This is a genomic window from Clostridium sp. AM29-11AC, from assembly GCF_003480545.1.
In the GTDB taxonomy this organism is placed as follows: domain Bacteria; phylum Bacillota; class Clostridia; order Lachnospirales; family Lachnospiraceae; genus Otoolea; species Otoolea saccharolyticum_A.
The window spans coordinates 229,778-251,289 of the sequence record NZ_QUJI01000001.1 but is presented as its reverse complement, the minus strand read 5'-3'; the positions used below and the strand labels follow the sequence as shown (position 1 = coordinate 251,289).

Genomic DNA, 21,512 nt, shown 5'->3' with positions numbered 1-21,512 from the left:
AAACACAGGAGGTATTCATCATGAACGAAGTTGTTAAATTTTTACAGGAAAATCCCGTACAGTATCTGGCTACCGTAGGCCGTGACGGAAAGGCCAAGTGCCGCCCCTTCATGTTTGCCGGTGAGCTGGATGGCAGGCTGTGGTTCTGCACCAACAGCACCAAGGAAGTCTACAAGGATATGCAGGCCAATCCCAATATTGAGATTTCTGTTTCCAGTCCGGCTTATGCGTGGATCCGTCTGAACGGCGAGGCCGTTTTCGAAAACAACATGGCCGCCAAAGAGATGTGCATCCGGAACCCCATTGTCAAGGGACAGTATGGTGAGGCGGCCAACCCGATCTTCGAGGTGCTCTATCTGAAGAACGCTCACGCTGTGATTGCCGACTTCTCCGGCAATCCGCCTAAGGAGTATGACCTGTAAGAAGAGCTTTCCAACTATCTTCGGGGCAAGGTGGAATCCCTGACCGGCAGTGATAGTCTGCGAACTGCATCAGCAGCCGAAACGGTGAAATCCCGTTGCCGACGGTAATAGTCCGGATGAGAGAAGATATGACAGGAGCAGCCCCGCAGGAATCAAACCTTGTGGGGATTGTTCCTAATCTAAATCATATCTCAATAGGAGAATCATGAAAACGATTGCCGCGCAAAAAAGAACGTCGATTCAGAATGTGCGTATGCTCGCAGTGAGTGCCGTGCTCTCTGCTATTTCTTTTGTGTCTGCCTTTTTTGAATTCCCTGTTCCTTTATCTCCAGCCTTTGCACGAATGGATTTATCGGACTTGCCCGCGCTGATCGGCGCCTTTGCATACGGCCCTGTGTCTGGCATATTGATCGAATTTGTCAAAAATGCCTTGCAGCTATTAACTTCTTCCACTGGCGGTATCGGTGAACTTGCCAATTTTATCATTGGGAGCAGTTTTGTCGTATCTGCGGGCCTTATCTATAAACTGCATAAGACAAAAAGGACAGCGATCATTGCCTGTCTGGCGGCCAGCGGCGTAATGGGAATCACAGCAGCCATCGTCAACTATTTTATTCTGCTCCCCCTATTTGAAGCATTCATACCGTTGGACCAGCTGATTGCTTCTTTTGGCCAGTTTATTCCCTTCATCAGGATGAAACTCGATGTTGTGCTGTTCAGCGCGTTTCCGTTCAGTTTACTGAAAGGAATCGGTATCAGCCTTGCCACTATACCGCTTTATAAACGGCTTGCCCCGATATTAAAGGGCAGACAGAAATAGGAGGTTCATCATGCAGACAAGAAATTATCTGAAATATATCGCGGAAGAAATCCATTCTTCCGCATTTGCCACTGTGGACAGCCAGGGGCGGCCCGTCACCTGCGCCATCGACATCATGGACTATGATGAAAGCGGCCTCTATTTTCTGACCGCAAAAGGGAAGAACTTTTATGACCGCTTGAAAGCCAATAAAAATATCGCCTTTACCGCCATGAAGGGAGAAGATCCCCTTTCCTGCGTGGCCGTATCAGTGCAGGGCAAGGCAAAAGAAATCGGCCCGGATAAATTGCCTGACTTGTTCCGTAAAAATCTGTACATGGAGAAAATCTATCCCGATATCCCCTCCCGCAGCGCTCTCACTGTGTTCAAAATCTACGAGGGGGCTGGCGAATGGTTCGACCTTTCTAAACGGCCCATAGACCGGGCCAGTTTTTCTTTCGGGGGCGCACAGGCAAAGGAAACTGGCTACTTTGTGACAGATAAATGTATCGGCTGCAAACTGTGCTACTCGAAATGTCCGCAGAAATGCATTGATATTACGCAAAAGCCCGTCGCGATTGAACAGGAACACTGCCTGCACTGCGGGAACTGCTTTGAAATTTGTCCCGCAGGGGCAGTCGAAAGGAGGCAGTCCCCATGACACAGCCAATTACCCAGGGACAGCGGCTTGACTTCCTTATCCGCTGCTTGCTGAACGAAAACGAGGAATATGAAAATAGAGAGATTCCTGCCGGGCAGCCGGATAAGCGTCGCCTTTTGCGAAGCCTGATGAATGTGCGCCCGCCTGTCCCAGCCAGTGAGGAATTTTTGAAAGTGCAGGATACCTATCTGCAGGAACGGCTTGCAGAGCGGGGCGTTACAGAACCGGAGAATCTAACGCCGGTACAGCCGGGAATATATCTCTGGCAGGGCGATATCACCACCCTTGCCGCTGACGCCATTGTAAATGCGGCGAACAGCCGGATGCTGGGCTGTTTTGTTCCCTGTCACGGCTGCATTGACAACGCTATTCACACTTACGCAGGCATACAGCTCCGTATGGAGTGTGCCCGCATTATGGCTGGACAGAGGAAAGAAGAAGCCACAGGCAAGGCAAAAATCACGAAAGCCTACAATCTGCCTTGCCGCTATGTGCTGCACACCGTGGGGCCCATCATCTACGGAACCGTCACAAAGACAGACTGTGAACTGCTGGCAGGCTGCTATCGCTCTTGTTTAAAATTAGCGGCAGCTTACGGTTTGAAGAGCGTGGCATTTTGCTGTATATCCACTGGCGAATTTCATTTTCCAAATGAACTGGCGGCAGAGATTGCCATACAGACAGTCAGGACATGGCAGCAGCAGAATTCAAACAGAATCGAGGTGATCTTCAATGTTTTCAAAGACAGCGACTATGAAATCTACAAACGTCTGTTATGATAAAATATCGCGGCTGAAACACCAACTGGATACTGCAGATGCAGTTATCATCGGCGCCGGTGCTGGACTTTCCGCTTCAGCTGGCTTTACTTATACAGGAGAACGCTTTGAAAAATATTTTGGGGACTTCATTCAAAAGTATGGTTTCCATGATATGTATTCCGGCGGCTTCTATCCCTTTGAAACTTTAGAGGAACACTGGGCATACTGGAGCCGGTATATCTACATCAACCGCTATCTGGACGCGCCAAAACCTGTATACGGCGATCTTCTGAGGCTGGTGCGGGACAAGGACTATTTTGTGCTGACTACCAATGTAGACCACTGTTTCCAGAAGGCCGGATTTGATAAGCACAGGCTGTTCTACACACAGGGCGATTATGGCCTTTGGCAGTGTTCCAGACCCTGCAGCCAGAAGACCTACGACAACGAAGCCGTTGTCAAAAGGATGCTGACCGAACAAAAGGACATGAAAGTGCCCGGTGAATTAGTGCCCCACTGCCCCGTATGCGGAGCGCCTATGTCTATGAATCTGCGGGCAGATATGACTTTTGTCGAAGATGAAGGCTGGTACAGGGCCGCTCAGCGCTATGAAGATTTTCTTCGCCGCCATGAAAGAATGCATATTCTCTATTTGGAATTGGGCGTAGGCGGCAACACGCCGTCTATCATCAAATATCCTTTTTGGAGGATGACCTGTCAGAATCCAAAGGCCGCCTATGCCTGTGTAAATCTTTCAGAAGCCTACTGCCCGAAAGAGATTCAGAGGCAGGCCATTTGCATTGAAGGCGATATAGGCAGAACTTTGAATGCGCTCCATTCGTAAAACGGCCAAGCCAGCCCATACTTTTATCGTACACAGCAAAGAGCCGCAGGCTGAAAATCATTGAAACAATTGAAACAATGCTCAGCCTGCGGCTCTTCTTAACAGCGGTTATAAAGCTGTTTTATTTAGCTATTTGATTTAGCTGTTTTATTTCTCTGACGGTTTATTTTTCCGATACTCCATCTTTGTCTCTGCAAATGCCTTAATAATCTTCACTGCCCCTTCATAGCCAACGGCACTGCTGTTGATGCACAGATCATAGCTCTTGCAGTCTCCCCAGCGCTTGCTGGAATAGTAATTGTAATAGCTGGAACGCCTCTTATCCGTCTTAATCATGATTTCTTTTGCCTTTGAGCGCTCTATATTGTGCCGCTCCATCAGATGGCGGATTTTATCTTCCTCGTTTCCGCAGATAAACACAGAAACCATTCCCGGATAGTCGGCAAGCGCATAGTCAGCGCAGCGGCCCACGATCACGCAGGATTCTTCCTCAGCCAGCTTCTTAATCGCATCGAACTGGGCCAGAAAAACCTTCTGATTTAAAGGCATATCAAGATAACCGCCTCCCGAATAGCCTACGGAATAGGAATCCATAATCAGAGAATAGAGAAAGCTGTTTGTAGGCTTTTCATCGTGTGATTTAAAAAGCTCTTCGCAGAGTCCGCTGTGCTTTGCCGCAAGTGTCAGCAGCTCCTTGTCATAGCACTTAACACCCAGATCATTGGCCAGCAGCTGGCCGATATGGCGGCCTGCACTTCCGCTTTCACGTCCTATTGTAATCACAAGATTATGTTTCATAATAACACACTCCCCTCTGCCCGACTACTATAATTATGCTATCTATACTGATAGTATAACGCAAATTTTCCGAAAAGTCATCTATTTTTTTGCATATAAAAAATATTTATGTGCTATTAGACAAATTTTCATAAATTGTGCACATAAAAGCTCTGTCGGAGCCAGAAGGAAGACTAGATTTTCTGACTGAGCTTATCCAATTTTTCTAAGCTTATCTAAAAGCTCGGAAAAATATTCCGGAAGAGGGGCTGAAAATTCCATATAATTTCCGGTTCTCGGATGGACAATGCCGAGCACTCCTGCATGGAGTGTCTGACCCTGCAGCTTAAAAGGGCTCTTGGACGGGCCGTAGACGCTGTCCCCTAAGAGCGGATGGCCGATGCTTGCCATATGGACGCGGATCTGGTGTGTCCTCCCCGTTTCAAGCTGACATTCCACGTAGGTAAACTGGCGGAACCGTTCCAGCACCCGGTAGTGGGTGACAGCCTCTTTTCCGTTTTTCCGGTTAATACTCATTTTTTTCCGATCTACCGGATGCCGTCCTATGGGGGCGTCTACCGTCCCCTCGTCCTCCTGGATTACCCCGTGGACAATGGCAAAATATTTTCTGGTGATGGAGTGCACCTTGAGCTGCTCTGCTATTGCATTGTGGGCAAAATCATTCTTGCACACAATCAGAACACCTGTCGTGTCCATATCAATCCGATGGACGATACCTGGCCTCAAGACGCCGTTGATCCCGGAAAGCCCGTCCCGGCAGTGGTACATCAGCCCGTTTACCAGAGTCTGGCTGTAGTGGCCCGCAGCCGGATGGACGACCATTCCCTTGGGCTTATTGACCAGGATAATGTCTGAATCCTCATAGATAATGTCAAGGGGGATATCCTCCGCCTTAATTTCCGGCTCTGCCGCCTCCGGCACCTCAAATTCAATCTTCTCTCCGGCAGACAGTTTATAGCTGTTTTTGACCGTCCGTTTGTCCACCTCCACAAGCTCTGATTTCAGCAGCTTCTGCAGATATGACCGGGACAGCCCGTCACAGGCTTCTGACAGAAATTTATCAATTCTCACTCCCTGAGCCTCAGCCGGCACCACATAGCTCTGTCTCAAGCTGTTTTCCTCCTCTCAGAGGCAGCGGCCTGTATGCTGTCTTCTGCAGCCTGCCCTGCACAGACTTTTGCTGCGGCCTCTTTCTCATAGTTTTTTTCCTGGCCTTCTCTTCCCGGCCCGTTCGGTTCCTGGCCTTTTAACGGCCCCTGCGGCTGCCGCAGGCTCCTTAAACAGAGTCTGCCCTTCCCTTCTTCGATGACAGGAAGGAAAGCTCCTCCTCCGAATAGACAAAAAATGCCAGGATGATCAGCAGAAACGTAGCGATCACCACATAGCAGTCAGCTACATTGAAAATCGGAAAATCGATGAGCTTAAAGTAGAGGAAATCCACCACATAGCCCTGGCTGACACGGTCAATCATATTGCCGACTGCGCCTGAAGCCAGCAGGAAAAGGCAGGCTGTCAGAGGCAGATACCTCCTGGAAGCCGGCATCCTCACCAGCGCCAAAATGACCACAAGAAGCACTGCAGCTGTAATAATAAAAAACAGAATCTGTTTTCCCTGCATAATCCCGAATGCAGCTCCCCTGTTTTCAGAATAAAAAAATTCAAACACTCCGTCAATCAGCACAAAAGGCTCTTTTCCCTTCAGCTTTGCAACTGCCAGAGCCTTCGTCCACTGGTCGAAGCCTATGCTCACAATAAGGCCGGCTACAAAAAAGATAAGCTGTCTGGCTTTCTGATTCATAATTATAATCTCCCTGAATATTTATCATAGACGCCGCCGCTCTGCGTTTTGCCTTAAGATGAATTTTACCTTAAGATCAACTCAAGGGCCTCAGCCATCTCCTCCCGCGTCACCGTGCGGTCCACAAATGCCTGTCCAATCTCTCTCAGAAGAATAAAGCGGATCACGCCTGAATCCATCTTTTTGTCATTGGCTGTTGCAGTGATCACCTCATCCCGGTCAAGGCCGTCTGTGGATGTTTTAAGGCCAAACCAGGAAAGGGCATCGCAAAAGCGGTCAATCTCCTCCGTTGGGAGAAGGCCTCTTTTCGCTGAGATGTACATACCTGCGATGGAGCCCAGCGCAACACATTCCCCGTGAAGAAGCTCAAAGTTTTTCAGCTTTTCTATGGCATGGCCCAGAGTGTGGCCGAAGTTTAAAAGCATCCGGTCACCTTTCTCCTCTGGATCACGTTCTACCACGCGGCGCTTAATGTGGTTGCTCTCCACTACCAGCTCTTCCAGCGTCCCCATCTCCATGCTGCGGATTTCTTCTCTGTGGGAAAGGATCCACTCATAGTAGGCTTTGGACTGGATCAGGCCATGCTTGATTACCTCGCCCATGCCGGCGGAAAACTGCTCTGCCGGAAGGGTTTTAAGGCTTCCGATATTTTCATAGACCAAACGCGGCATGTGGAAGGCTCCCACCATATTTTTATATGCGTCAAAGTCAACCCCTGTCTTTCCGCCAATGCTGCTGTCTACCTGAGAGAGCAGCGTAGTGGGAAGCTGAATGAAAGAGACTCCTCTGAGATAGGTTGCAGCGGCAAATCCGCAGAGATCTCCCACTACGCCGCCGCCCAGGGCCGCCAGCATGTCATTCCTGTCAAACTTTCCAAGAATCAGCGTTTCATAGAGGTTTCTCACCGTATCCAGATTTTTGTTTTCCTCCCCTGCAGGAAAGACGAAGGAAATGACCTGGCGGCAGCAGGGTTCCATCAGACGCTTCACCTCTTCCAGATAGAGGGGGGCGACATTGGAATCTGTCACAATGCAGATTTTTCTGGACTGCAGATTCAGCTTTTCAAGCTCTGCCGGCAGGGCTTGAAAATCCTGTTCCAGAACAATATCATAAACCGGGTTTCCATTCATTTGTACTGTCATTCTGTTTGCCATTTCTTCACTGTTCCATTACCGGCAGCCCTTAGCGGGAAAGCAAATTCCTTGCTTCTCTTCCCCTGGAGCTGGCCAGCCCTTTCTGTATTTTTGACTGAACAATCGCTAAATTATTTCTGTCCACTGTCCCTCTGCCTGCTTATGCCGTCTGCTTTGTAAGGTTCTCCTCTGGTCAGCAGTATCTTCTGACGGCTGCAAAGATCCTTCCCTTTCGTGTCTCATTCTCTGTTCCCGTGAACAGAAATTTGCCCAGGCCGCGCACAGACACAATTTCTCCTCCCTTTAGCTGCATGGAAGGAGAGACGGCCAGCTTTCCGTCTACAAATACTTTCTCTCCCTGAATGTAGGGAAGGATCTTTGTCCTGGATGTGTGATAAACCAGAGAAAGCACGTTGTCAAGTCTCGGCGATGCGATGCTTCCCCGGATCTCCTCAAATTTCTGTTCTACTCTGCAGGAGAAAGCAGGAACCGCTGTGCATGAAACGCTGGTACGCCTGACCTGTCTGAGTTCTCCGGATATATACTCTGCCATCCGCTCCAGGCAGAAAATAAAACAGCCGTCCTCATTGATCACAATGTCCCCCACCATACCACGCTCGATTCCCAGGTTCATTAAAGCTCCCAGGTAATCTCTGTGAGTAAGCCCCTCGGCAAACCGGGCATTGACCGGCTCCACCTTCAGGATACTGATCGGCAGGTTTGTTGCATCCTCCTCATAGGACGGCAGAAAACAGACAATTTTCCGCTCTGCCGGTTCATAGCCGCCTGTCATGAGATAACGCACAGGCGGCAGGCTCCGCTCGATGGAGTGAAAAACTGTCTGTTCATTCAGATTCAGAAAATCGGTATATGACGGAATATCTCGCTGGTAACAGAGAGCTGCCAGCTCCATAATCCTTTTTTTCAGTAACTGCTCTTCTTTATCCATGTTCCTTATAAGTGAAAATTAAGTCCGGCAATGTTCATATTTCCGCCTGTCGACGTCCCTGAGAGAAGCTCGCGAAAGTCACCGGACAGCTCTACAGTTTCTGGTGTGGCAATAAAAATATAGTTGGAAATCTTCTGAAGGTTTCCGTTCATGGAATAAGTTGCCCCGCAGGTAAAATCAATGATCCTCTGTGCGACTTCCATATGTATGCCCTCCATGTTCAGGACTACAGCCTTTCCTTCCAGCAGGCAGTCGCAAATCTCGTGGGAATCCTCCATGGAAACCGGCTTGATCAGAGATACTTCCATTCCCCGGCGCATGGGCACCACCTTGTTGTTGGAGGAAGGCCTTGAAAGAAATCTCGGCTTCTGCTCCGGCTCCTCCTCGTAAGCATAGTCTTCGCTGTGCTGTTTATTAAATAAACGTCTGCGGGCCGGCCTCTCCTCCTCGTATTCCTCGTCGAAGTATCCGTCATCCTCATCGGTATCTGGTTCATTTAATCGCATCGTATCCATAATCTTGTTCAAAATACTCATGCTCTGCTCTCTCCATTCCTTGTCCTGGCTCCGAAAATTCCGGTGCCGACTCTAATCATGGTTGCGCCCTCCTCGATGGCAACCTCATAGTCGCCAGTCATTCCCATGGACAGCACACTCATACTAACATTATCAATGTTTTTCCCCCTTATGTCAACATATAAATTGTATAATTTTTTAAATACTTCCCGATTATCCTCCGAATTCACTACAAATGGAGCAATTGTCATAAGCCCCTTAATATGGACATGGGGCAGCAGGGAGATTTTTCTGACAGCCTCCTCTACCTCCTCCGGGCAGAATCCGAATTTGCTCTCCTCTCCGGCCACATTGACCTCCAGGAGGATATCGATGTCGAGATCCCTCTTGGCAGCCTCCTTCTCGATCTGCTCTGCAAGCCCTACCGTATCCACAGAGTGGATCAGAACTACCTTGTCAATGACCTGGCGTACCTTGTTTTTCTGGAGGTGTCCAATCATGTGCCACCTGACGTCCTCGGGCATCTGTCCGTGCTTTTCAAGGATCTCCTGGACATGGTTCTCTCCAAAGTCCCTGGATCCGGCCTCATAGGCCTCCTGAAGCATTTCCACCGGCTTTGTCTTGCTCACAGAGATCAGAGTCACATCCTCCACTCTCCTGCCGCTTCTCTCACAGGCAAGCCGTATTCTCTCTCTTACCTCTTCCAGATTTTCTCTTATCATACACTCATCTCCCAAATGTTTATTCAGAATTTTATGAATTCTTTCTATTCATAGATGATCATGCCCTCATTAACCATGGAGGCATCCAGAACAATGTGATCATAGACAGAAAGGCCGTAGTCTGTTCCCTTTGCAATGGTGAAATACTCTCCGTTTCCGGACAGCTTTTCAATCCTCTTAAACACTGCATAGCCCTTATTTATATTGTAGACACCCTCCAGAGGAGCTGTAGCGCCGATCTGGTATCGCTCACTGGAATCCTGCTTTACGATGTAATCTCCGTTTTTAAATTCCCCTTCCTCGCCGGAATTCACGTAGTAGTATTCGTCCGTAGCATAGTAAATCTCCGCCGGTGTAAATACAATAGAAGCCTCGCCGCTGTCAGAATATACTTCCCTGTAAAAGCCGGTCTGCGTCACATCGCCGTCGCCTCCGGCGGCAATAAAGTCCACAGGAATTGTAAAAAAGTCTTTCGTAGTTACGGCTGTCGCCGGAATCTTGAGCCCGTCCTCCTCCTCCGAAATTACCTCGAAATCCACAAAACGGTCAGACACAAACTGAACCATAAATTTGCTAAAATCGAGTTTTCCGTAGGACCCGCCGTCAGATCCGGTAATCTGGGTGTAGCTGCCCGACAGTGTCAGGCCATTTCCGGTAAACTTGACCTTCAGAGTCTCCTTGTCCGCATACTCCGCCTTGTCCTCCTCGCTCAGCGGAAACAGAAGGGACCAGTTCTCCGAGGTGACAATCTTGTAAATCGGCGTTCCGGCCTCCACAAGCTGTCCGGCCTGCCCCACTGCCTTTTTATAGTTCTCCTTCTTGAAAGAGTCAGACGTCACATCTGTGGGCGCCATCCCCTCATAGGAGTCAATGGCGTAGGAGATGATTCCTGCCTGATCGCTGTATATCTGTTTAAAGTTGATTCCTCTGGCCTGAAGCTCAGCGTCCAGATCTTCCAGCGCATTGAAATTTACAAGCTCTGCCACAGAGGCATCAAGAGAATATTTTTCATCATAGACGGAGGAAAAATCGGAATCATCATAAGACAGGCACAGAGAACTGAGCCGCTTCTTGATGGAAGACAGATTTTCGTCTGAAAAAGCCTCTCCCTCTTCCTGACTCTCTTCCAGGTATTTCTCCAGCTCTCCCGTTTCATCCAGCGAGTAGATTCGGGAACCTGCAGCGGCCCGCTTGCCCTCCCGTATGTAGTAATTGACATATCCGGACTGCTCCGCGGTTTTCACCGCTTCATCTCTCAGTATCAGACCCGTATATGTTTTATCATTGACAATGCTCCCCTCCACTACCTCATAAAACTGAATCTTATCCCTGCCTACATATTTGATGACAGAATAAGCCATGTAGATAAATATGAGGAGAAAGATCAATGTGCCTATATTAAAGTTATTTCTTGGTCGTCTGTACGGTACTACCTTTTTTGTCTTGGCCATGATATGAACCGTGCTCCTTTCCCTATGTATTATAAAAGGAATCGGAAAAAAGTTCAAGACAATTCAGGAAATAAGCCTCTGTCCCGCAACAGCTCAGACTCCTGCTCTGAGGCTCAGACCAGATTATCCGCCTGTCCCTGTACATGAATATTCATGCTTACTCCGGACGTCCTCAGATTCCAACTAAAGGGAGTGCTGCCGATGCAGCACTCCCTTTTCCTTTGTACCCTGTATTCTGTAATATTCCCGGATTGTCCGGATGACATGTACTTTCTTTTCTGAGCTAAATTAGCAAAAATTATGCTATCAAATTGTTTTCTGATTATTATGTTTTATAATGAAACAACTACACTTGATTTTGCGCACTCCGGCAGATGATCCGCATCAACAGATACGCTGAGCACAAATGTAAGATGATATTTTTCGCTGATGTCCTGCAAAGTCTTAAAGGTTTCTTCGATACTCTCCCCCTCTAAGGAAGCCAGCTTCAGAAAGCTGTCAAAGTACATCTGCTCTAAGTCATGATCCTGTGAAATGATACCGCAGATGAAGCCGATGAAGCCCTCACTTGAAGTGATGGGGTACTCATTCACATTGATTAAACGGATTTTGTTGTTCAGCTCATACATATGCTTGGAGCTTTTGTCAAGATAGACGATGGAACCTGTAGATTCCTTTACTGCTGTGTTAGCCATATCAAGCAGGTATTTTGTTTTGCCTTTTCCCTTGTTTCCCGCAATAATCTGAACCATATCAAATCTCCTCCTTGGACTTTATTTAATTTGTATAAAAACTCTTTTATTATATCTCCAATTATAGTATAAATGTCTAAAAAACGCAATCACTAATCGACAATTTTAGTAATTATATTTGTCATGTTATCGTAAAGTCCCTGACGGTTCTCAGCTTTCAGCACAACGGATATATATTCCCTGCCGCTTTCGTCCCTCTCGGCCATGATCAGGCAGTAGCCGGCGGCCTGAGTGGTTCCTGTTTTTCCTCCCAAGACGGTAACCCCCTGAGGAGCCTTCTCTTCCCCATTCTGATACCAGTTTCCCACTTTCCAGGTCTTTGAAACCGTATTCCCGTCTGCATCCCTGTAGGATGCCGTGTAGGAATCCGCTCCGATAACCTCCCTGAATTTCGGCAATTTAAGAGCCTCGTTAAAAATCAGATAGAGATCATAGGCCGTGGTGTAGTGCTCCGGATCGGTGAGTCCATTGGGATTTTTAAAATGAGTGTGGGTGGCTCCCAGCTCCCTGGCCTTCTCATTCATGCGCTCAGCAAAGGATTCCAAGCTGCCTGACATATGTACTGCTATGGCATTTGCCGCATCATTTCCCGAGGGGATCATAAGACCATACAGGAGCTGCTCCATCGTCAGCGTATCCCCTGGCTTGATCCCTGCAAGAGAAGCCCCAGCTTCTGTGATCACGGCATCCTGGGTTACAGTCACTTCATCGGAAAGCTCTCCTTCTTCAATGGCCAAGATGGCAGTCATCACCTTCGTAATACTGGCAGGATACAGTTCTTCAAAGACATTTTTGCTGTAGAGGACCGTTCCGTCTGTAACATTAAACAGCGCTCCAGCCTCAGCAGTCAGCTCTGTACCTGCATCTTTTGTCTCCCCGTCAATGACACAGAGAGCAGAGGCAAATAGCGGGGCCAGTGAGGCTGAGCCCTCCGATACCCCCATATTCCCCGACCTGTCAGCAAAAGAGTACGGCTCCTCCAGCGAGCTGCCTGAACAGCCTGAAAGGAGAACTGCGGCACTGCAGATGATGATAAGGGCAAACAGACGGCTAACTCTTTTTTTTCTATAATCGGACTTTAATAAGTGCTTCAAGTCATTACACTCCTGCTCTGGTAAAAACCTGTCTGCTGTAAAAAATTATCTGTACATCTCGCGCCATTCCAAATCACCTCTCTCAAGAGATTTGATCAGGAGCTCCGCTGTGGCCAGATTTGTGGCTACGGGAATGTTGTACATATCACAGATCATAACCACGTTGTTTACATCCGGCTCATGGGATTTGGCCGTGGACGGATCGCGAAGGAAAATTACGAGATCCATCTGATCGTGCTCGATCTGTGAGCTTAACTGCTGGGTGCCTCCCAGATGTCCCGGAAGATACTTGTATACGTTTAAATTTGTAACCTCCTCAATCAGCCTTCCCGTTGTTCCTGTAGCGTAAAGGGAATGCCTGCTTAAAATACCTCTGTAAGCGATACAGAAATTCTGCATCAGCTTTTTTTTGGAATCATGCGCTACCAACCCTATATTCATACTGAGCTACCTCCTTAATTATTGTTGCTTTTTCTCTGAAGTCCAATATTTAGTACAATTCCCATACCGATAAATATGCTTAAAAGCGAACTGATGCCGGAACTGATAAAGGGAAGCGGAAGTCCCGTGTTGGGAAAAATTCCCGTGGCTACGGCAATATTGGCAAAGCCCTGAAAGCCGATGAGAACCGCAATTCCAATGCAGACCAGGCGTCCGCCCATGTCTTTTGCACGGCTTGCAGTAAGCAGGCATTCAAAGACCAGAAGGGCCAGCACAGATATAATCACCATGCTTCCCACAAATCCCAGCTCCTCACCGATAACGGCAAAAATAAAGTCTGTCTGATCCTCTGCCACAAAGTTTCCGCTTTTTACAGAACCGACGCCCACATTGTTGAGGCCCTTGCCCCAGAGCTGTCCGGAGCCGATGGCCATGATGGATTTGTCCTGCTGGCTGTTTGCGTCCGCATACTGGGCGCTGCCATGGAAAATCTTGGCCAGAATTCGCTGAGCCTGATACTGATGAAGGAATGGTACAATGCCGTACTGAGCCAGATAAAGGAACAGCCCGCCGGCAGGAATTCCCACCGCCAGTACCCCGCCGATCCATTTGTAGCTCAATCCTGCAGCGTAAATTATAAAAATAAGCGGTATCGTAATTACAATGCTGGTGGACAGGTTTGGCTGAGCCAGAACGAGTCCCACGGGAAATGCCACAAGCAGCACCGCCGTGCCCAGCACAGACGGCTTATTGATTCTCTCCTGGTTTTTGGCTGCATACCAGGAGAGAACAATAATCAGTCCTACTTTCAAAAATTCCGATGGCTGAACAGTAAATCCGAAAATGTTCAGCCATCGTGTTGCTCCGTGGGAATTGTGGCCTGCAATCAAAACTGCGATTAACAGGACAACACAGCCCACATAGATTAAAATGTTGAACCGGAAGATTTTGTGGTAGTCAATAAACGAAATGATAATGCAGGCTGTGAACGAAAGCGCCACGCCCATAATCTGCTTTCCGACTACCGATGAATCTCCGCCGCTGGCGCTTCTTAACACCAGAATTCCCGCAATGCTCAGAAAAAGCATGTAGAGCACGATGCGGAAGTTGTAATTTCTCAGATTGTAGTTGAATATCATGCTGTAAAGGTTTCCTTGTTCTGATTAATGTCATGAACCGGTATGGTAGCGCAGAGCGCCGGAACATTCCTACCGTCCGGCAAGGTTCTCATCATCTGTACAGTGACGTCCTCCTCCTTCACTTCCATGTATCTGGATACAGCATGGAGCAGGTCTGTGCGTATCATCTCCAAAACTTCGGGAGAGCAGCCTGCCCGGTCAGACACCAGAAGAAGCTTCAGACGCTTTCTCGCTATTTCACCTGAATTGCTTCTGCCAAGCAGCCTGAAAATGATCATCCAGTCAGCCCTCCTTACGCCCGCTTAAGCAGGCAGGTAATTTTGGACCAGAGATTCCGGCTGTTGTCGAAGTTCAGGAATGGTACCGATTCTCCCAGTATTCTCTTGCAGATGTTTAAATATGCCTGTCCGGCGAAGCTGTTCGTCCCGGCCAAAGGTTCCCCCTGATTGGTGGAAATCACAATGTCCTCGTCGTCCGGGATGGTTCCGATTACAGGCACCGAGAGAATGTCCATCACATCGTCCACTGACATCATATCGCCTCTGCGCACCATGTCCATGCGTATTCGGTTGATAACCAGATCGATGCGTTTCATCTCGTCCGCCTCCAGAAGACCGATAATCCGGTCTGCGTCACGGATAGCGGACACCTCGGGTGTTGTCACCACGATGGCCCTGTCTGCACCTGCAACGGCATTTTTAAAGCCCTGTTCAATGCCGGCCGGGCAGTCAAGCAGTATGTAGTCAAACTCTCCTCTCAGGGAGCTGACCAGCTTTACCATCTGTCCAGGATTTACGGACGACTTGTCCCGCGTCTGGGCAGACGGCAGTAAAAACAGGTTAGGATATCTTTTGTCTTTTATCAGTGCCTGCTTCATCCGACAGTTTCCCTCCACCACGTCTACGAGATTGTAGACAATGCGGTTTTCCAGTCCCATCACCACGTCCAGGTTGCGAAGGCCGATATCTGTATCAATCAGCACTACCCGCTTTCCCAGCATGGCAAGGCCTGTTCCCACATTTGCGGAGGTGGTCGTCTTGCCTACACCGCCTTTTCCCGAGGTAATCACAATGACTTCACTCATGGCTTTATATCCTCCTGTATTCAGTTTACATCTATATTTTACCCCAAAATTGCCAAAGTTTCCAGCATTAAATAAAATTTAAGTAATTTAAGAAACTTTTTCTAATTGGTCTGACAATGATGCTGTCATCCTGGGCAGAGGCTATGACCGGCCCCTTTCCCAGCTTCTTTCCCTTATCTTCCGGGAGGGTGGAAAAATCGGCGATCCTCACCTGCATCGGAACCATCTCCATAGCCATAACTACTGCAGAAGCATTTCCGGCAGCTCCGGCGTAGGCACTTCCGTGCAGGGAACCCAGGATGACAATATTCCCTTTTGCGATCACCCTGGCCCCGTGATTTACATCCCCGATCACCACAATGCTCGCCTCTGACTCCAATACATCTCCCCGCTTCAAGTCTCCCTTGTAAAACTGGCCTGTCTGGGAGGACAGCTCCATCAGACGCTCAGTCAGAGCCTTTTCACAGCGGGCAATCCGGTTGGCGTCTGTATCGAGAAGGCAGAGGATTTCGATCTGGGAATTGTCAGTGATAGCCTGCACCACTGCGAGCTCCTCCCGTGGAGTAAGCCTTCTGCCTTCCAGAGTCAGAGTAATCTGGACAGCTCCCCAGAATCTGGCGCTGTCCTTAAATTTTTTTGCAATATCCTCCAACAGTTTTTCAAACGGAACGTCAGGATCCAAAATAACCGTCATTCCGGCCTGGCTTCCCTTAATCACTACTGTGCTGTGCATCCTCCGCGTCATCTCCCATCTGTTTTGTCTGATTGCAGCAGCTTCTCGTCTGGCAGCAGACATCCTGTCAGATGTACAGCGGTCCAGCCTTCCGCATCCATCGTCTGGCTGAACCGCCGCCATTTTATCCTATTCTCCGTTAATCTTCTCCATGGAAGCATTCAGCGCTCCGGAGCTCATAATCTCGTCAAGACTCATGTATCCGTAATAATAGCGGTACACATACTTGGCAAGAAGGGCTGCGTTGGCTGAGGTATATCCGTTTGGAATGTTTACAGCCACACTGATCTCCGGGTTCTCATAAGGCCCGAAGGAAATGAAGAACGCGTGGTTTCCCCTTGTCTTTACCTCCTGAGCTGTACCTGTCTTGCCTGCAATATTCACAGGAAGATCCTGGAACCTGGCGCTTCTCGTCACCACTCCTCTCATTCCCTGGAATACTGCGTCCCAGGTTTCCTGGGAAATATCTAACTGCTGATAGACTTCAGGCGCAAATTCCTTCACCAGATCCCCATTTGAGCTTGTCTCCTTGGACAGAAGGCTCAGCTCAAACACGGTTCCCCTGTTGGCAAGGGCTGTCACATAGCGGGCAAGCTGTACATTGGCAAAAGCATGGGTGCCCTGTCCAATGGCAGAACGCTCCGGATCCATGTCGCTGATCTGAGGCTCTGACTCGAAAATCTCGATTCCGGAGGTATGGTCCAGGCCAAACATGGATGCATATTTTTTCAGAATCTCCAGCCCCTGTTCCGGCCTGTAAGTTCCGGCAGCATCTGTGGAAAGCCTGTGAGCCAGCTCTCCGAAAAATACGTTGCAGGAGTTGGCAATGCCTCCCACCACATTCAAAGGTCCGTGGTGGCCTGTACACTTAAGGGGAATACTGATTTCCTTGTATACACCGTCACACACAATGATGTCAGAAAGATTGATCGTTTTCTCCTCAAGCCCCGCAATGGCGGTGATCGGCTTAAAGGTGGAGCCTGGCGCCTTCAGCGTTGTGGTGGCGTTGTTTCTCAGCGGACCTGAGAGATCGCTGTTTACCTGGGCGAAATAATCCACATTGTTAATCCGGTTGTTGTCATAGCCCGGGTAGGTGACAAGGGCCAGCACCTTTCCCGTGTGAGCATCTGTCACCACGCAGGACGCAGTGCAGGGATCCAGAGCCAGCTGTGCCGGAGTGAGCTCAATATTCCTGATTTTTTCCATCATAAAGGAATAGGTGTAGTTGGAATCCCCCTGTCTGAGGGCCGCCACCTGAGCCTCATCGTAGGCCAGCACCCCCTGGTCGTAGAGGGCAAGGCAGAGCTCTTTTCCTGTCACCACGTCATTGTAGATCAGGTACCGGTAAATCCTCTTGGAGAAGGCGTCGTTGTCCTGGAGAAGCTCGAAGATGCGCTCCACCAGAACACTGTACACATCGTCCGCGCTGGAATACCGGCTCTCTATATCGAGCTTTGTGGTGTCAATCCAGTTGCTGGCAATTCCATAGTACAGGTAATCCCGAAGGCTCATATTTCCCGCTCTCCAGGATTCATACTCCTCGCTCTTTGTGTCGATCTCAGAGGTCATGATGACACCCTCTGAGTCGGAGGAGAGGAGCGTGTAAATATACTGCATATACGACTGCATCTCTTCTGTCAGTGCATTCATGGGAGCTGCCGAACTGCTGGTCAGCTCGTTTCTCAGCTCGTTTTCTATCCTCGTCTTTGCGCTCTCGAACTTGGCGTTTATCTGCCGTTCCGTATCGGAGGCCTCCTCGGAGGCAAACGCATGAAAGGAGAGCACATTGTTGTTTATCAGCTGGAAATAGGCATCCTTGACAGGCAGCTTGATCTCGGAGGCATCCACATTGTTGATCTGATCCGGCTCCTGGTTCACGATAACATTCGTGAGGATACCGGCAAGCTGCTTTTCGATAATATGGTAGATACCCTTCTGGAGGTCCCGGTCAAGGGACAGCCAGACATCGTTTCCGGCAGTCGGCTCCACCACATTGGCCGTTTCAATCACCTTTCCCAGGTTATCCACATAGATCGTCTGAGAGCCTTTCTTTCCCTTCAGATCCAGTTCCATGGACGCCTCAATTCCCGTACGTCCGGCCACGTCATTCAGCTCATAGTCGTCGCTCTGTTTTTTCAGTTCCTCCAGGCCGTCAGACGTAACCTTTCCTGTGTATCCTATGACAGGGGCAAAGTAGATGGCGTCATTGTAAACGCGGATGGTAGACTCCTCAATGTCCACGCCTGGCAAATCGGCCTTGTGCTCCATGATGTCAGCCATGGTTTCATCGCTGATATTCTCTGCCACTGTCGTCGCATTGTACTTCTGGTAGCTGGTAAACCTCATGGTGTATCGGATGTTTACTATCTGGACAGCCGTGCTGAGAGGAATCTCCACGGGATTTCCGTCTTCATCCTTCACCTCATCGAGATCGTAGGTTTCCATCTGTCCCCGCAAAAGTTCTTCTGCCGTGACACTCGATGGATGCTCTCCTTCCTGATCGTCCAGCTCGTCCACGCTCCTCAGTCCGTACAGATCCCGCAGAAACCGCTTTCTGGCTGCCTCGGACGCCGATGTGTAGGATACATTTCCCTCTGCGTCGACGGCGATTTCCAGGCTGCCCTCCACTGTCTCTCCGTGTTCGTTCAGTATTTCCACCAGCTCCCAGAGCATGAGGTTCCAGGCATTGCTGTCCTCCAGGGCGCCGATGTCCTGCACAGTCACGTTGTAGGCCAGCTCATTGTAAGCCAGCACATTGCCGTTCCTGTCGTAGATATTACCTCTTGTGCTGTCCGTTTTGATTACCTTTTCGGTCAGCTCTATATATTCAGCCTGATACTCTTCGCCCCGCACAATCTGAAGCACAAACAGGCGCCCAACCAGTATTCCGTACAGCAGCAGGAACACCAGGGAAATGACGAAAAGCCGGGAGGTAACTGTCTTTTTTACCAGTTCCTTTAAATATTCAAGTAAATCATTAAACAATGGTAGAATCTCTCCTTTGCATCCGCTCTTCCAGCTTTCTGCTTATAAAGAGGAAGAACCGGTAAACCAGCAGTGTGGTCACAGTGGTAAAAATGATCTCGGGAATCATAATCTCCTTAAAATAATAGAGGAAATCCAGTCTGGCCCTGATCAGGAAGCGGAACACGTAGATGTACATGTTGTAGGCCAGATCATTGGTAATGCTTAAAATAAGAGGCAGCGTGATGTAGTCCTCGTAGTAGTATTTTGTAAAAACTCCATTGATATATCCCACATTGATGAAAAACAGGGTATAGAAGCCAAAGGGGCCGCTGTAAAACAGATCCATGAACAGCCCTGCCACCAGGCCATAGCAGATACCGGCTCCCTTTCCGTCAATAAACCCATTGGTAAATACCAGAATCAGAAGCAAGTTCGGCGCCGCCGACAGAAAACCAATCTGAGGGAACACACAGATCTGGATGGTAAAGGCCAGGATCAGAAGGATAATATTGATTAAAATTTTCCTTATGCTGTTTCTGCTCATATTACTCCTCACCGCCGTCCTTGAGCTGTGTGATGACAAGCACCTCCTGGAGATTGTCGAACTGGGCTACCGGTACAATCTCTCCCGATTTTGTCACATTGTTGGAATCAGTGGTAAGCTCCTTGGCGTAGCCCACCAGGATTCCCGGCAGGAACACATCGCTGATATTGGATGTGACAATTTTATCGCCCTCCTGAATATCAGCTTCCTTCTTTACGTGGTCAAGACCGAGAAGCCCTTCTTTATAAAGCGTCAGATCTCCGCTGACAATGCAGTTGTCTCCGGAGCGCATGGACATGCAGCTGACACGGCTGGAATCGTCAATGATGGAGCGGACAGTGGCATAATTGGCGCCAACGTCGGTGACAATGCCCACCAGGCCGCCTCCGGCGATCACATTCATATTCTCCCTGATCCCGTCGTCGGCTCCTTTGTTAATCCGGAATATCTGAAACCAGTTTCCTGAATCCTTGGCGATTACTCTGGCCGCTACTTTTTCATACTGCATATAGTCCTGGTCAAGCTCATAGAGCTCTCTCAGCCTTTCCAGCTCATACTGTTCAGCCTGAAGCCTGTTGTTTTCCTCTGTAAGCTCTGCCACGCGGTTTTTCAGATCCTCATTCTCCGCCTGAGCCTCCCGCAGCGTGGAAAGATCCCGGATACCGTTGTAAAGGCTTGTCCCGACGGCGTTGACTCCCGACTGGAAGGGAACCAGCACATAACCCACACCGGTTCTCAGAGGAGCCAGAATGCTGTTGTTGATGGATGTGACGGCGATCAGCACAATACAGAATAAAGACAGTCCCGCCAGAATATACTTGCTGTTCTTCATATTTTATATAATTCCCCGTTCTTTAAAGCTAAAGTAGGAATTGTCCCCGATAATGACATGATCAAGCAGGGTAACTCCCAGAAGTTCCCCTGCCTGGGCCACCTGGCGTGTCAGTCTGATGTCCTCCCCGCTGGGGGACGGATCCCCGCTCGGATGATTATGGACAAGGGCCAGACGGACAGCATGGTACCGCAGGGCCTCAATGAAAATCTCTCTGGCTGAGGCCACAGAGGCATTGACTGTCCCGCGAAACAGGCACGATTCCCGTATCAGCATATTTTTCGTATTAAACATCATAAGATGAAGCTCTTCCTGTTCCATATGGCGCATATCTTCCATATAGAAGGCGGCGATGGATTCCGGGCCGTCAAAAGACTTGATTTCTTTCTGCGCAAGGGTTTTCCAGATACGTCTGGAAAGCTCGCCGATGCACAGAAGCTGAAGCCCTTTCACCCTGCCGATTCCCTTCACCGCCGTAAGCTCCGGCAGCGTCAGGTGCAGGAGCCCTAAAATCCCCTGGGGTTCATTTAAGGCCAGAATTCTCTGGGCCAGAGAGAGGGAATGCTCTCCTCTGGCTCCTGTGCGGATAATAATAGAGAGAAGTTCCGCGTCTGTCAGAGCTTCAGGCCCCAGACGCTCGCATCTCTCATAGGGCCTGTCCGGCCCCGGAATTTCTTTCATGGTTTGATAGTCCATATCTGCCACTCCTTTCTGCTCGTGCCTCTCCAGGTACAACGGGACTGACAGAATGCCTCCCGTCAAAGCAGACGGTAGGCTATGATGGCGACTGCTACGCCAATGATGCTGGCCATGGTAATGCGGATCGTAAGGCCGAAGGTGATGACAAGGATGCCGAAGTTCAGCACAATCGGCTCCTTCACTCCAAAGGATTCCCCGAAATTCAGCCAGGCAAGGGCGGGAAAGCCGGACGCCACCTCACCGATAAAGCCTCCCAGCACAATCCCCGCCATTAAAAGTAAAAGAAGAATCCAAAAATTTTTCGCTCTGCCCATAGATAAGCCTCCTGCACACGTACACACCGCAGATACAGCGGCCGGACGAAACAGCATCTC

General features: G+C 49.2%; 25 protein-coding genes and 1 riboswitch. Of the genes, 5 read left to right on the top strand and 20 right to left on the bottom strand.

What is annotated here, in order from left to right; all coding sequences use genetic code 11:
* The first annotated feature begins 20 nt into the window (after positions 1-20).
* The 5 genes from DW757_RS01165 (at position 21) to DW757_RS01145 (ending at position 3,487) form a co-directional block, all read left to right on the top strand.
* The gene (locus DW757_RS01165) at positions 21-422 is read left to right on the top strand and encodes a pyridoxamine 5'-phosphate oxidase family protein (RefSeq protein WP_008398215.1); all 402 of its coding nucleotides are present in this window, start codon (positions 21-23) and stop codon (positions 420-422) included.
* A gap of 12 nt (positions 423-434) precedes the next feature.
* A riboswitch (FMN riboswitch) is annotated at positions 435-554 on the top strand.
* Positions 555-627: 73 nt separating this feature from the next.
* Positions 628-1,242, top strand: coding sequence for an ECF transporter S component (locus DW757_RS01160; protein WP_118750737.1), 615 nt, complete (start codon positions 628-630; stop codon positions 1,240-1,242).
* Positions 1,243-1,252: 10 nt separating this feature from the next.
* On the top strand, positions 1,253-1,882 hold the full coding sequence (locus DW757_RS01155) for a 4Fe-4S binding protein (RefSeq protein ID WP_015544406.1): 630 nt from the start codon (positions 1,253-1,255) through the stop codon (positions 1,880-1,882).
* Positions 1,879-2,661, top strand: coding sequence for a protein-ADP-ribose hydrolase (locus DW757_RS01150; protein WP_118750736.1), 783 nt, complete (start codon positions 1,879-1,881; stop codon positions 2,659-2,661). Before DW757_RS01155 ends, DW757_RS01150 begins: the two co-directional genes overlap by 4 nt.
* Complete coding sequence (locus DW757_RS01145) at positions 2,615-3,487, top strand: Sir2 silent information regulator family NAD-dependent deacetylase (RefSeq protein WP_243033252.1); 873 nt, start codon at positions 2,615-2,617, stop codon at positions 3,485-3,487. The genes DW757_RS01150 and DW757_RS01145 overlap by 47 nt, the downstream gene beginning before the upstream one ends.
* Positions 3,488-3,634: 147 nt before the next feature.
* Here DW757_RS01145 and DW757_RS01140 read toward each other — a convergent pair whose 3' ends face one another.
* The 20 genes from DW757_RS01140 to DW757_RS01045 all read right to left on the bottom strand — a co-directional run bounded on the left by DW757_RS01140 (position 3,635) and on the right by DW757_RS01045 (position 21,452).
* Positions 3,635-4,285: a cytidylate kinase-like family protein gene (locus DW757_RS01140; protein WP_008398209.1), complete on the bottom strand. Its 651-nt coding sequence runs from the start codon at positions 4,283-4,285 to the stop codon at positions 3,635-3,637.
* 192 nt (positions 4,286-4,477) lie between these two features.
* Entirely contained in the window at positions 4,478-5,395 is a 918-nt protein-coding gene (locus DW757_RS01135; RefSeq protein WP_118750735.1) for an RluA family pseudouridine synthase, read from the bottom strand.
* A 166-nt stretch (positions 5,396-5,561) separates the two neighbouring features.
* Positions 5,562-6,083, bottom strand: a complete 522-nt coding sequence (gene lspA, locus DW757_RS01130; protein WP_008398205.1) for a signal peptidase II — start codon at positions 6,081-6,083, stop codon at positions 5,562-5,564.
* A 65-nt stretch (positions 6,084-6,148) separates the two neighbouring features.
* Positions 6,149-7,237 (bottom strand): 3-dehydroquinate synthase, encoded by a 1,089-nt coding sequence (aroB, locus tag DW757_RS01125; protein WP_118750734.1) that lies wholly within the window; start codon positions 7,235-7,237, stop codon positions 6,149-6,151.
* 172 nt (positions 7,238-7,409) lie between these two features.
* A complete protein-coding gene (locus DW757_RS01120; protein ID WP_118750733.1) occupies positions 7,410-8,165 on the bottom strand; it encodes a YlmH/Sll1252 family protein in 756 nt (251 codons plus the stop codon).
* Positions 8,166-8,170: 5 nt separating this feature from the next.
* Positions 8,171-8,701: a cell division protein SepF gene (locus DW757_RS01115; RefSeq protein ID WP_118750732.1), complete on the bottom strand. Its 531-nt coding sequence runs from the start codon at positions 8,699-8,701 to the stop codon at positions 8,171-8,173.
* Entirely contained in the window at positions 8,698-9,402 is a 705-nt protein-coding gene (locus tag DW757_RS01110; protein ID WP_021966583.1) for a YggS family pyridoxal phosphate-dependent enzyme, read from the bottom strand. Before DW757_RS01110 ends, DW757_RS01115 begins: the two co-directional genes overlap by 4 nt.
* Before the next feature lie 44 nt (positions 9,403-9,446).
* The gene (locus DW757_RS01105) at positions 9,447-10,853 is read right to left on the bottom strand and encodes an HlyD family efflux transporter periplasmic adaptor subunit (RefSeq protein WP_118750731.1); all 1,407 of its coding nucleotides are present in this window, start codon (positions 10,851-10,853) and stop codon (positions 9,447-9,449) included.
* A gap of 332 nt (positions 10,854-11,185) precedes the next feature.
* Complete coding sequence (locus DW757_RS01100) at positions 11,186-11,605, bottom strand: hypothetical protein (RefSeq protein WP_008398193.1); 420 nt, start codon at positions 11,603-11,605, stop codon at positions 11,186-11,188.
* Positions 11,606-11,697: 92 nt separating this feature from the next.
* Positions 11,698-12,699 (bottom strand): D-alanyl-D-alanine carboxypeptidase family protein, encoded by a 1,002-nt coding sequence (locus tag DW757_RS01095; protein WP_118750730.1) that lies wholly within the window; start codon positions 12,697-12,699, stop codon positions 11,698-11,700.
* Between the two features lie 45 nt (positions 12,700-12,744).
* Entirely contained in the window at positions 12,745-13,140 is a 396-nt protein-coding gene (gene mgsA / locus DW757_RS01090) for a methylglyoxal synthase (protein ID WP_008398190.1), read from the bottom strand.
* 14 nt (positions 13,141-13,154) lie between these two features.
* A complete protein-coding gene (locus DW757_RS01085; protein ID WP_021966580.1) occupies positions 13,155-14,279 on the bottom strand; it encodes an FtsW/RodA/SpoVE family cell cycle protein in 1,125 nt (374 codons plus the stop codon).
* On the bottom strand, positions 14,276-14,557 hold the full coding sequence (minE, locus tag DW757_RS01080; RefSeq protein ID WP_008398188.1) for a cell division topological specificity factor MinE: 282 nt from the start codon (positions 14,555-14,557) through the stop codon (positions 14,276-14,278). The genes DW757_RS01085 and minE overlap by 4 nt, the downstream gene beginning before the upstream one ends.
* A 14-nt stretch (positions 14,558-14,571) precedes the next feature.
* Complete coding sequence (minD, locus tag DW757_RS01075) at positions 14,572-15,363, bottom strand: septum site-determining protein MinD (protein WP_008398187.1); 792 nt, start codon at positions 15,361-15,363, stop codon at positions 14,572-14,574.
* Between the two features lie 67 nt (positions 15,364-15,430).
* Entirely contained in the window at positions 15,431-16,219 is a 789-nt protein-coding gene (locus tag DW757_RS01070) for a septum site-determining protein MinC (protein WP_347559950.1), read from the bottom strand.
* Between the two features lie 6 nt (positions 16,220-16,225).
* Positions 16,226-19,081: a penicillin-binding transpeptidase domain-containing protein gene (locus DW757_RS01065; RefSeq protein WP_118750729.1), complete on the bottom strand. Its 2,856-nt coding sequence runs from the start codon at positions 19,079-19,081 to the stop codon at positions 16,226-16,228.
* Positions 19,074-19,607 (bottom strand): rod shape-determining protein MreD, encoded by a 534-nt coding sequence (mreD, locus tag DW757_RS01060; protein WP_008398181.1) that lies wholly within the window; start codon positions 19,605-19,607, stop codon positions 19,074-19,076. Before mreD ends, DW757_RS01065 begins: the two co-directional genes overlap by 8 nt.
* Before the next feature lies 1 nt (position 19,608).
* Positions 19,609-20,439, bottom strand: a complete 831-nt coding sequence (mreC, locus tag DW757_RS01055; protein ID WP_008398179.1) for a rod shape-determining protein MreC — start codon at positions 20,437-20,439, stop codon at positions 19,609-19,611.
* A 3-nt stretch (positions 20,440-20,442) separates the two neighbouring features.
* Positions 20,443-21,135: a DNA repair protein RadC gene (gene radC, locus DW757_RS01050; RefSeq protein ID WP_044931470.1), complete on the bottom strand. Its 693-nt coding sequence runs from the start codon at positions 21,133-21,135 to the stop codon at positions 20,443-20,445.
* A gap of 62 nt (positions 21,136-21,197) precedes the next feature.
* A complete protein-coding gene (locus tag DW757_RS01045; RefSeq protein ID WP_008398176.1) occupies positions 21,198-21,452 on the bottom strand; it encodes a DUF4321 domain-containing protein in 255 nt (84 codons plus the stop codon).
* Between the last annotated feature and the right edge of the window lie 60 nt (positions 21,453-21,512).

Excerpts from the sequence above, each read along its gene's own strand:
- minD (WP_008398187.1), bottom strand. The coding sequence starts at position 15,363 with ATGAGTGAAGTCATTGTGATTACCTCGGGAAAAGGCGGTGTAGGCAAG.
- DW757_RS01165 (WP_008398215.1), top strand. The coding sequence starts at position 21 with ATGAACGAAGTTGTTAAATTTTTACAGGAAAATCCCGTACAGTATCTG.
- DW757_RS01145 (WP_243033252.1), top strand. The coding sequence starts at position 2,615 with ATGTTTTCAAAGACAGCGACTATGAAATCTACAAACGTCTGTTATGAT.
- DW757_RS01105 (WP_118750731.1), bottom strand. The coding sequence starts at position 10,853 with ATGGCCAAGACAAAAAAGGTAGTACCGTACAGACGACCAAGAAATAAC.
- radC (WP_044931470.1), bottom strand. The coding sequence starts at position 21,135 with ATGGACTATCAAACCATGAAAGAAATTCCGGGGCCGGACAGGCCCTAT.
- DW757_RS01115 (WP_118750732.1), bottom strand. The coding sequence starts at position 8,701 with ATGAGTATTTTGAACAAGATTATGGATACGATGCGATTAAATGAACCA.
- mreD (WP_008398181.1), bottom strand. The coding sequence starts at position 19,607 with ATGAGCAGAAACAGCATAAGGAAAATTTTAATCAATATTATCCTTCTG.
- DW757_RS01110 (WP_021966583.1), bottom strand. The coding sequence starts at position 9,402 with ATGATAAGAGAAAATCTGGAAGAGGTAAGAGAGAGAATACGGCTTGCC.
- DW757_RS01120 (WP_118750733.1), bottom strand. The coding sequence starts at position 8,165 with ATGGATAAAGAAGAGCAGTTACTGAAAAAAAGGATTATGGAGCTGGCA.
- DW757_RS01070 (WP_347559950.1), bottom strand. The coding sequence starts at position 16,219 with ATGGCGGCGGTTCAGCCAGACGATGGATGCGGAAGGCTGGACCGCTGT.
- DW757_RS01140 (WP_008398209.1), bottom strand. The coding sequence starts at position 4,285 with ATGAAACATAATCTTGTGATTACAATAGGACGTGAAAGCGGAAGTGCA.
- DW757_RS01045 (WP_008398176.1), bottom strand. The coding sequence starts at position 21,452 with ATGGGCAGAGCGAAAAATTTTTGGATTCTTCTTTTACTTTTAATGGCG.
- minE (WP_008398188.1), bottom strand. The coding sequence starts at position 14,557 with ATGATCATTTTCAGGCTGCTTGGCAGAAGCAATTCAGGTGAAATAGCG.
- DW757_RS01150 (WP_118750736.1), top strand. The coding sequence starts at position 1,879 with ATGACACAGCCAATTACCCAGGGACAGCGGCTTGACTTCCTTATCCGC.
- DW757_RS01100 (WP_008398193.1), bottom strand. The coding sequence starts at position 11,605 with ATGGTTCAGATTATTGCGGGAAACAAGGGAAAAGGCAAAACAAAATAC.
- mgsA (WP_008398190.1), bottom strand. The coding sequence starts at position 13,140 with ATGAATATAGGGTTGGTAGCGCATGATTCCAAAAAAAAGCTGATGCAG.
- aroB (WP_118750734.1), bottom strand. The coding sequence starts at position 7,237 with ATGGCAAACAGAATGACAGTACAAATGAATGGAAACCCGGTTTATGAT.
- DW757_RS01085 (WP_021966580.1), bottom strand. The coding sequence starts at position 14,279 with ATGATATTCAACTACAATCTGAGAAATTACAACTTCCGCATCGTGCTC.
- DW757_RS01155 (WP_015544406.1), top strand. The coding sequence starts at position 1,253 with ATGCAGACAAGAAATTATCTGAAATATATCGCGGAAGAAATCCATTCT.
- lspA (WP_008398205.1), bottom strand. The coding sequence starts at position 6,083 with ATGAATCAGAAAGCCAGACAGCTTATCTTTTTTGTAGCCGGCCTTATT.
- DW757_RS01160 (WP_118750737.1), top strand. The coding sequence starts at position 628 with ATGAAAACGATTGCCGCGCAAAAAAGAACGTCGATTCAGAATGTGCGT.
- mreC (WP_008398179.1), bottom strand. The coding sequence starts at position 20,439 with ATGAAGAACAGCAAGTATATTCTGGCGGGACTGTCTTTATTCTGTATT.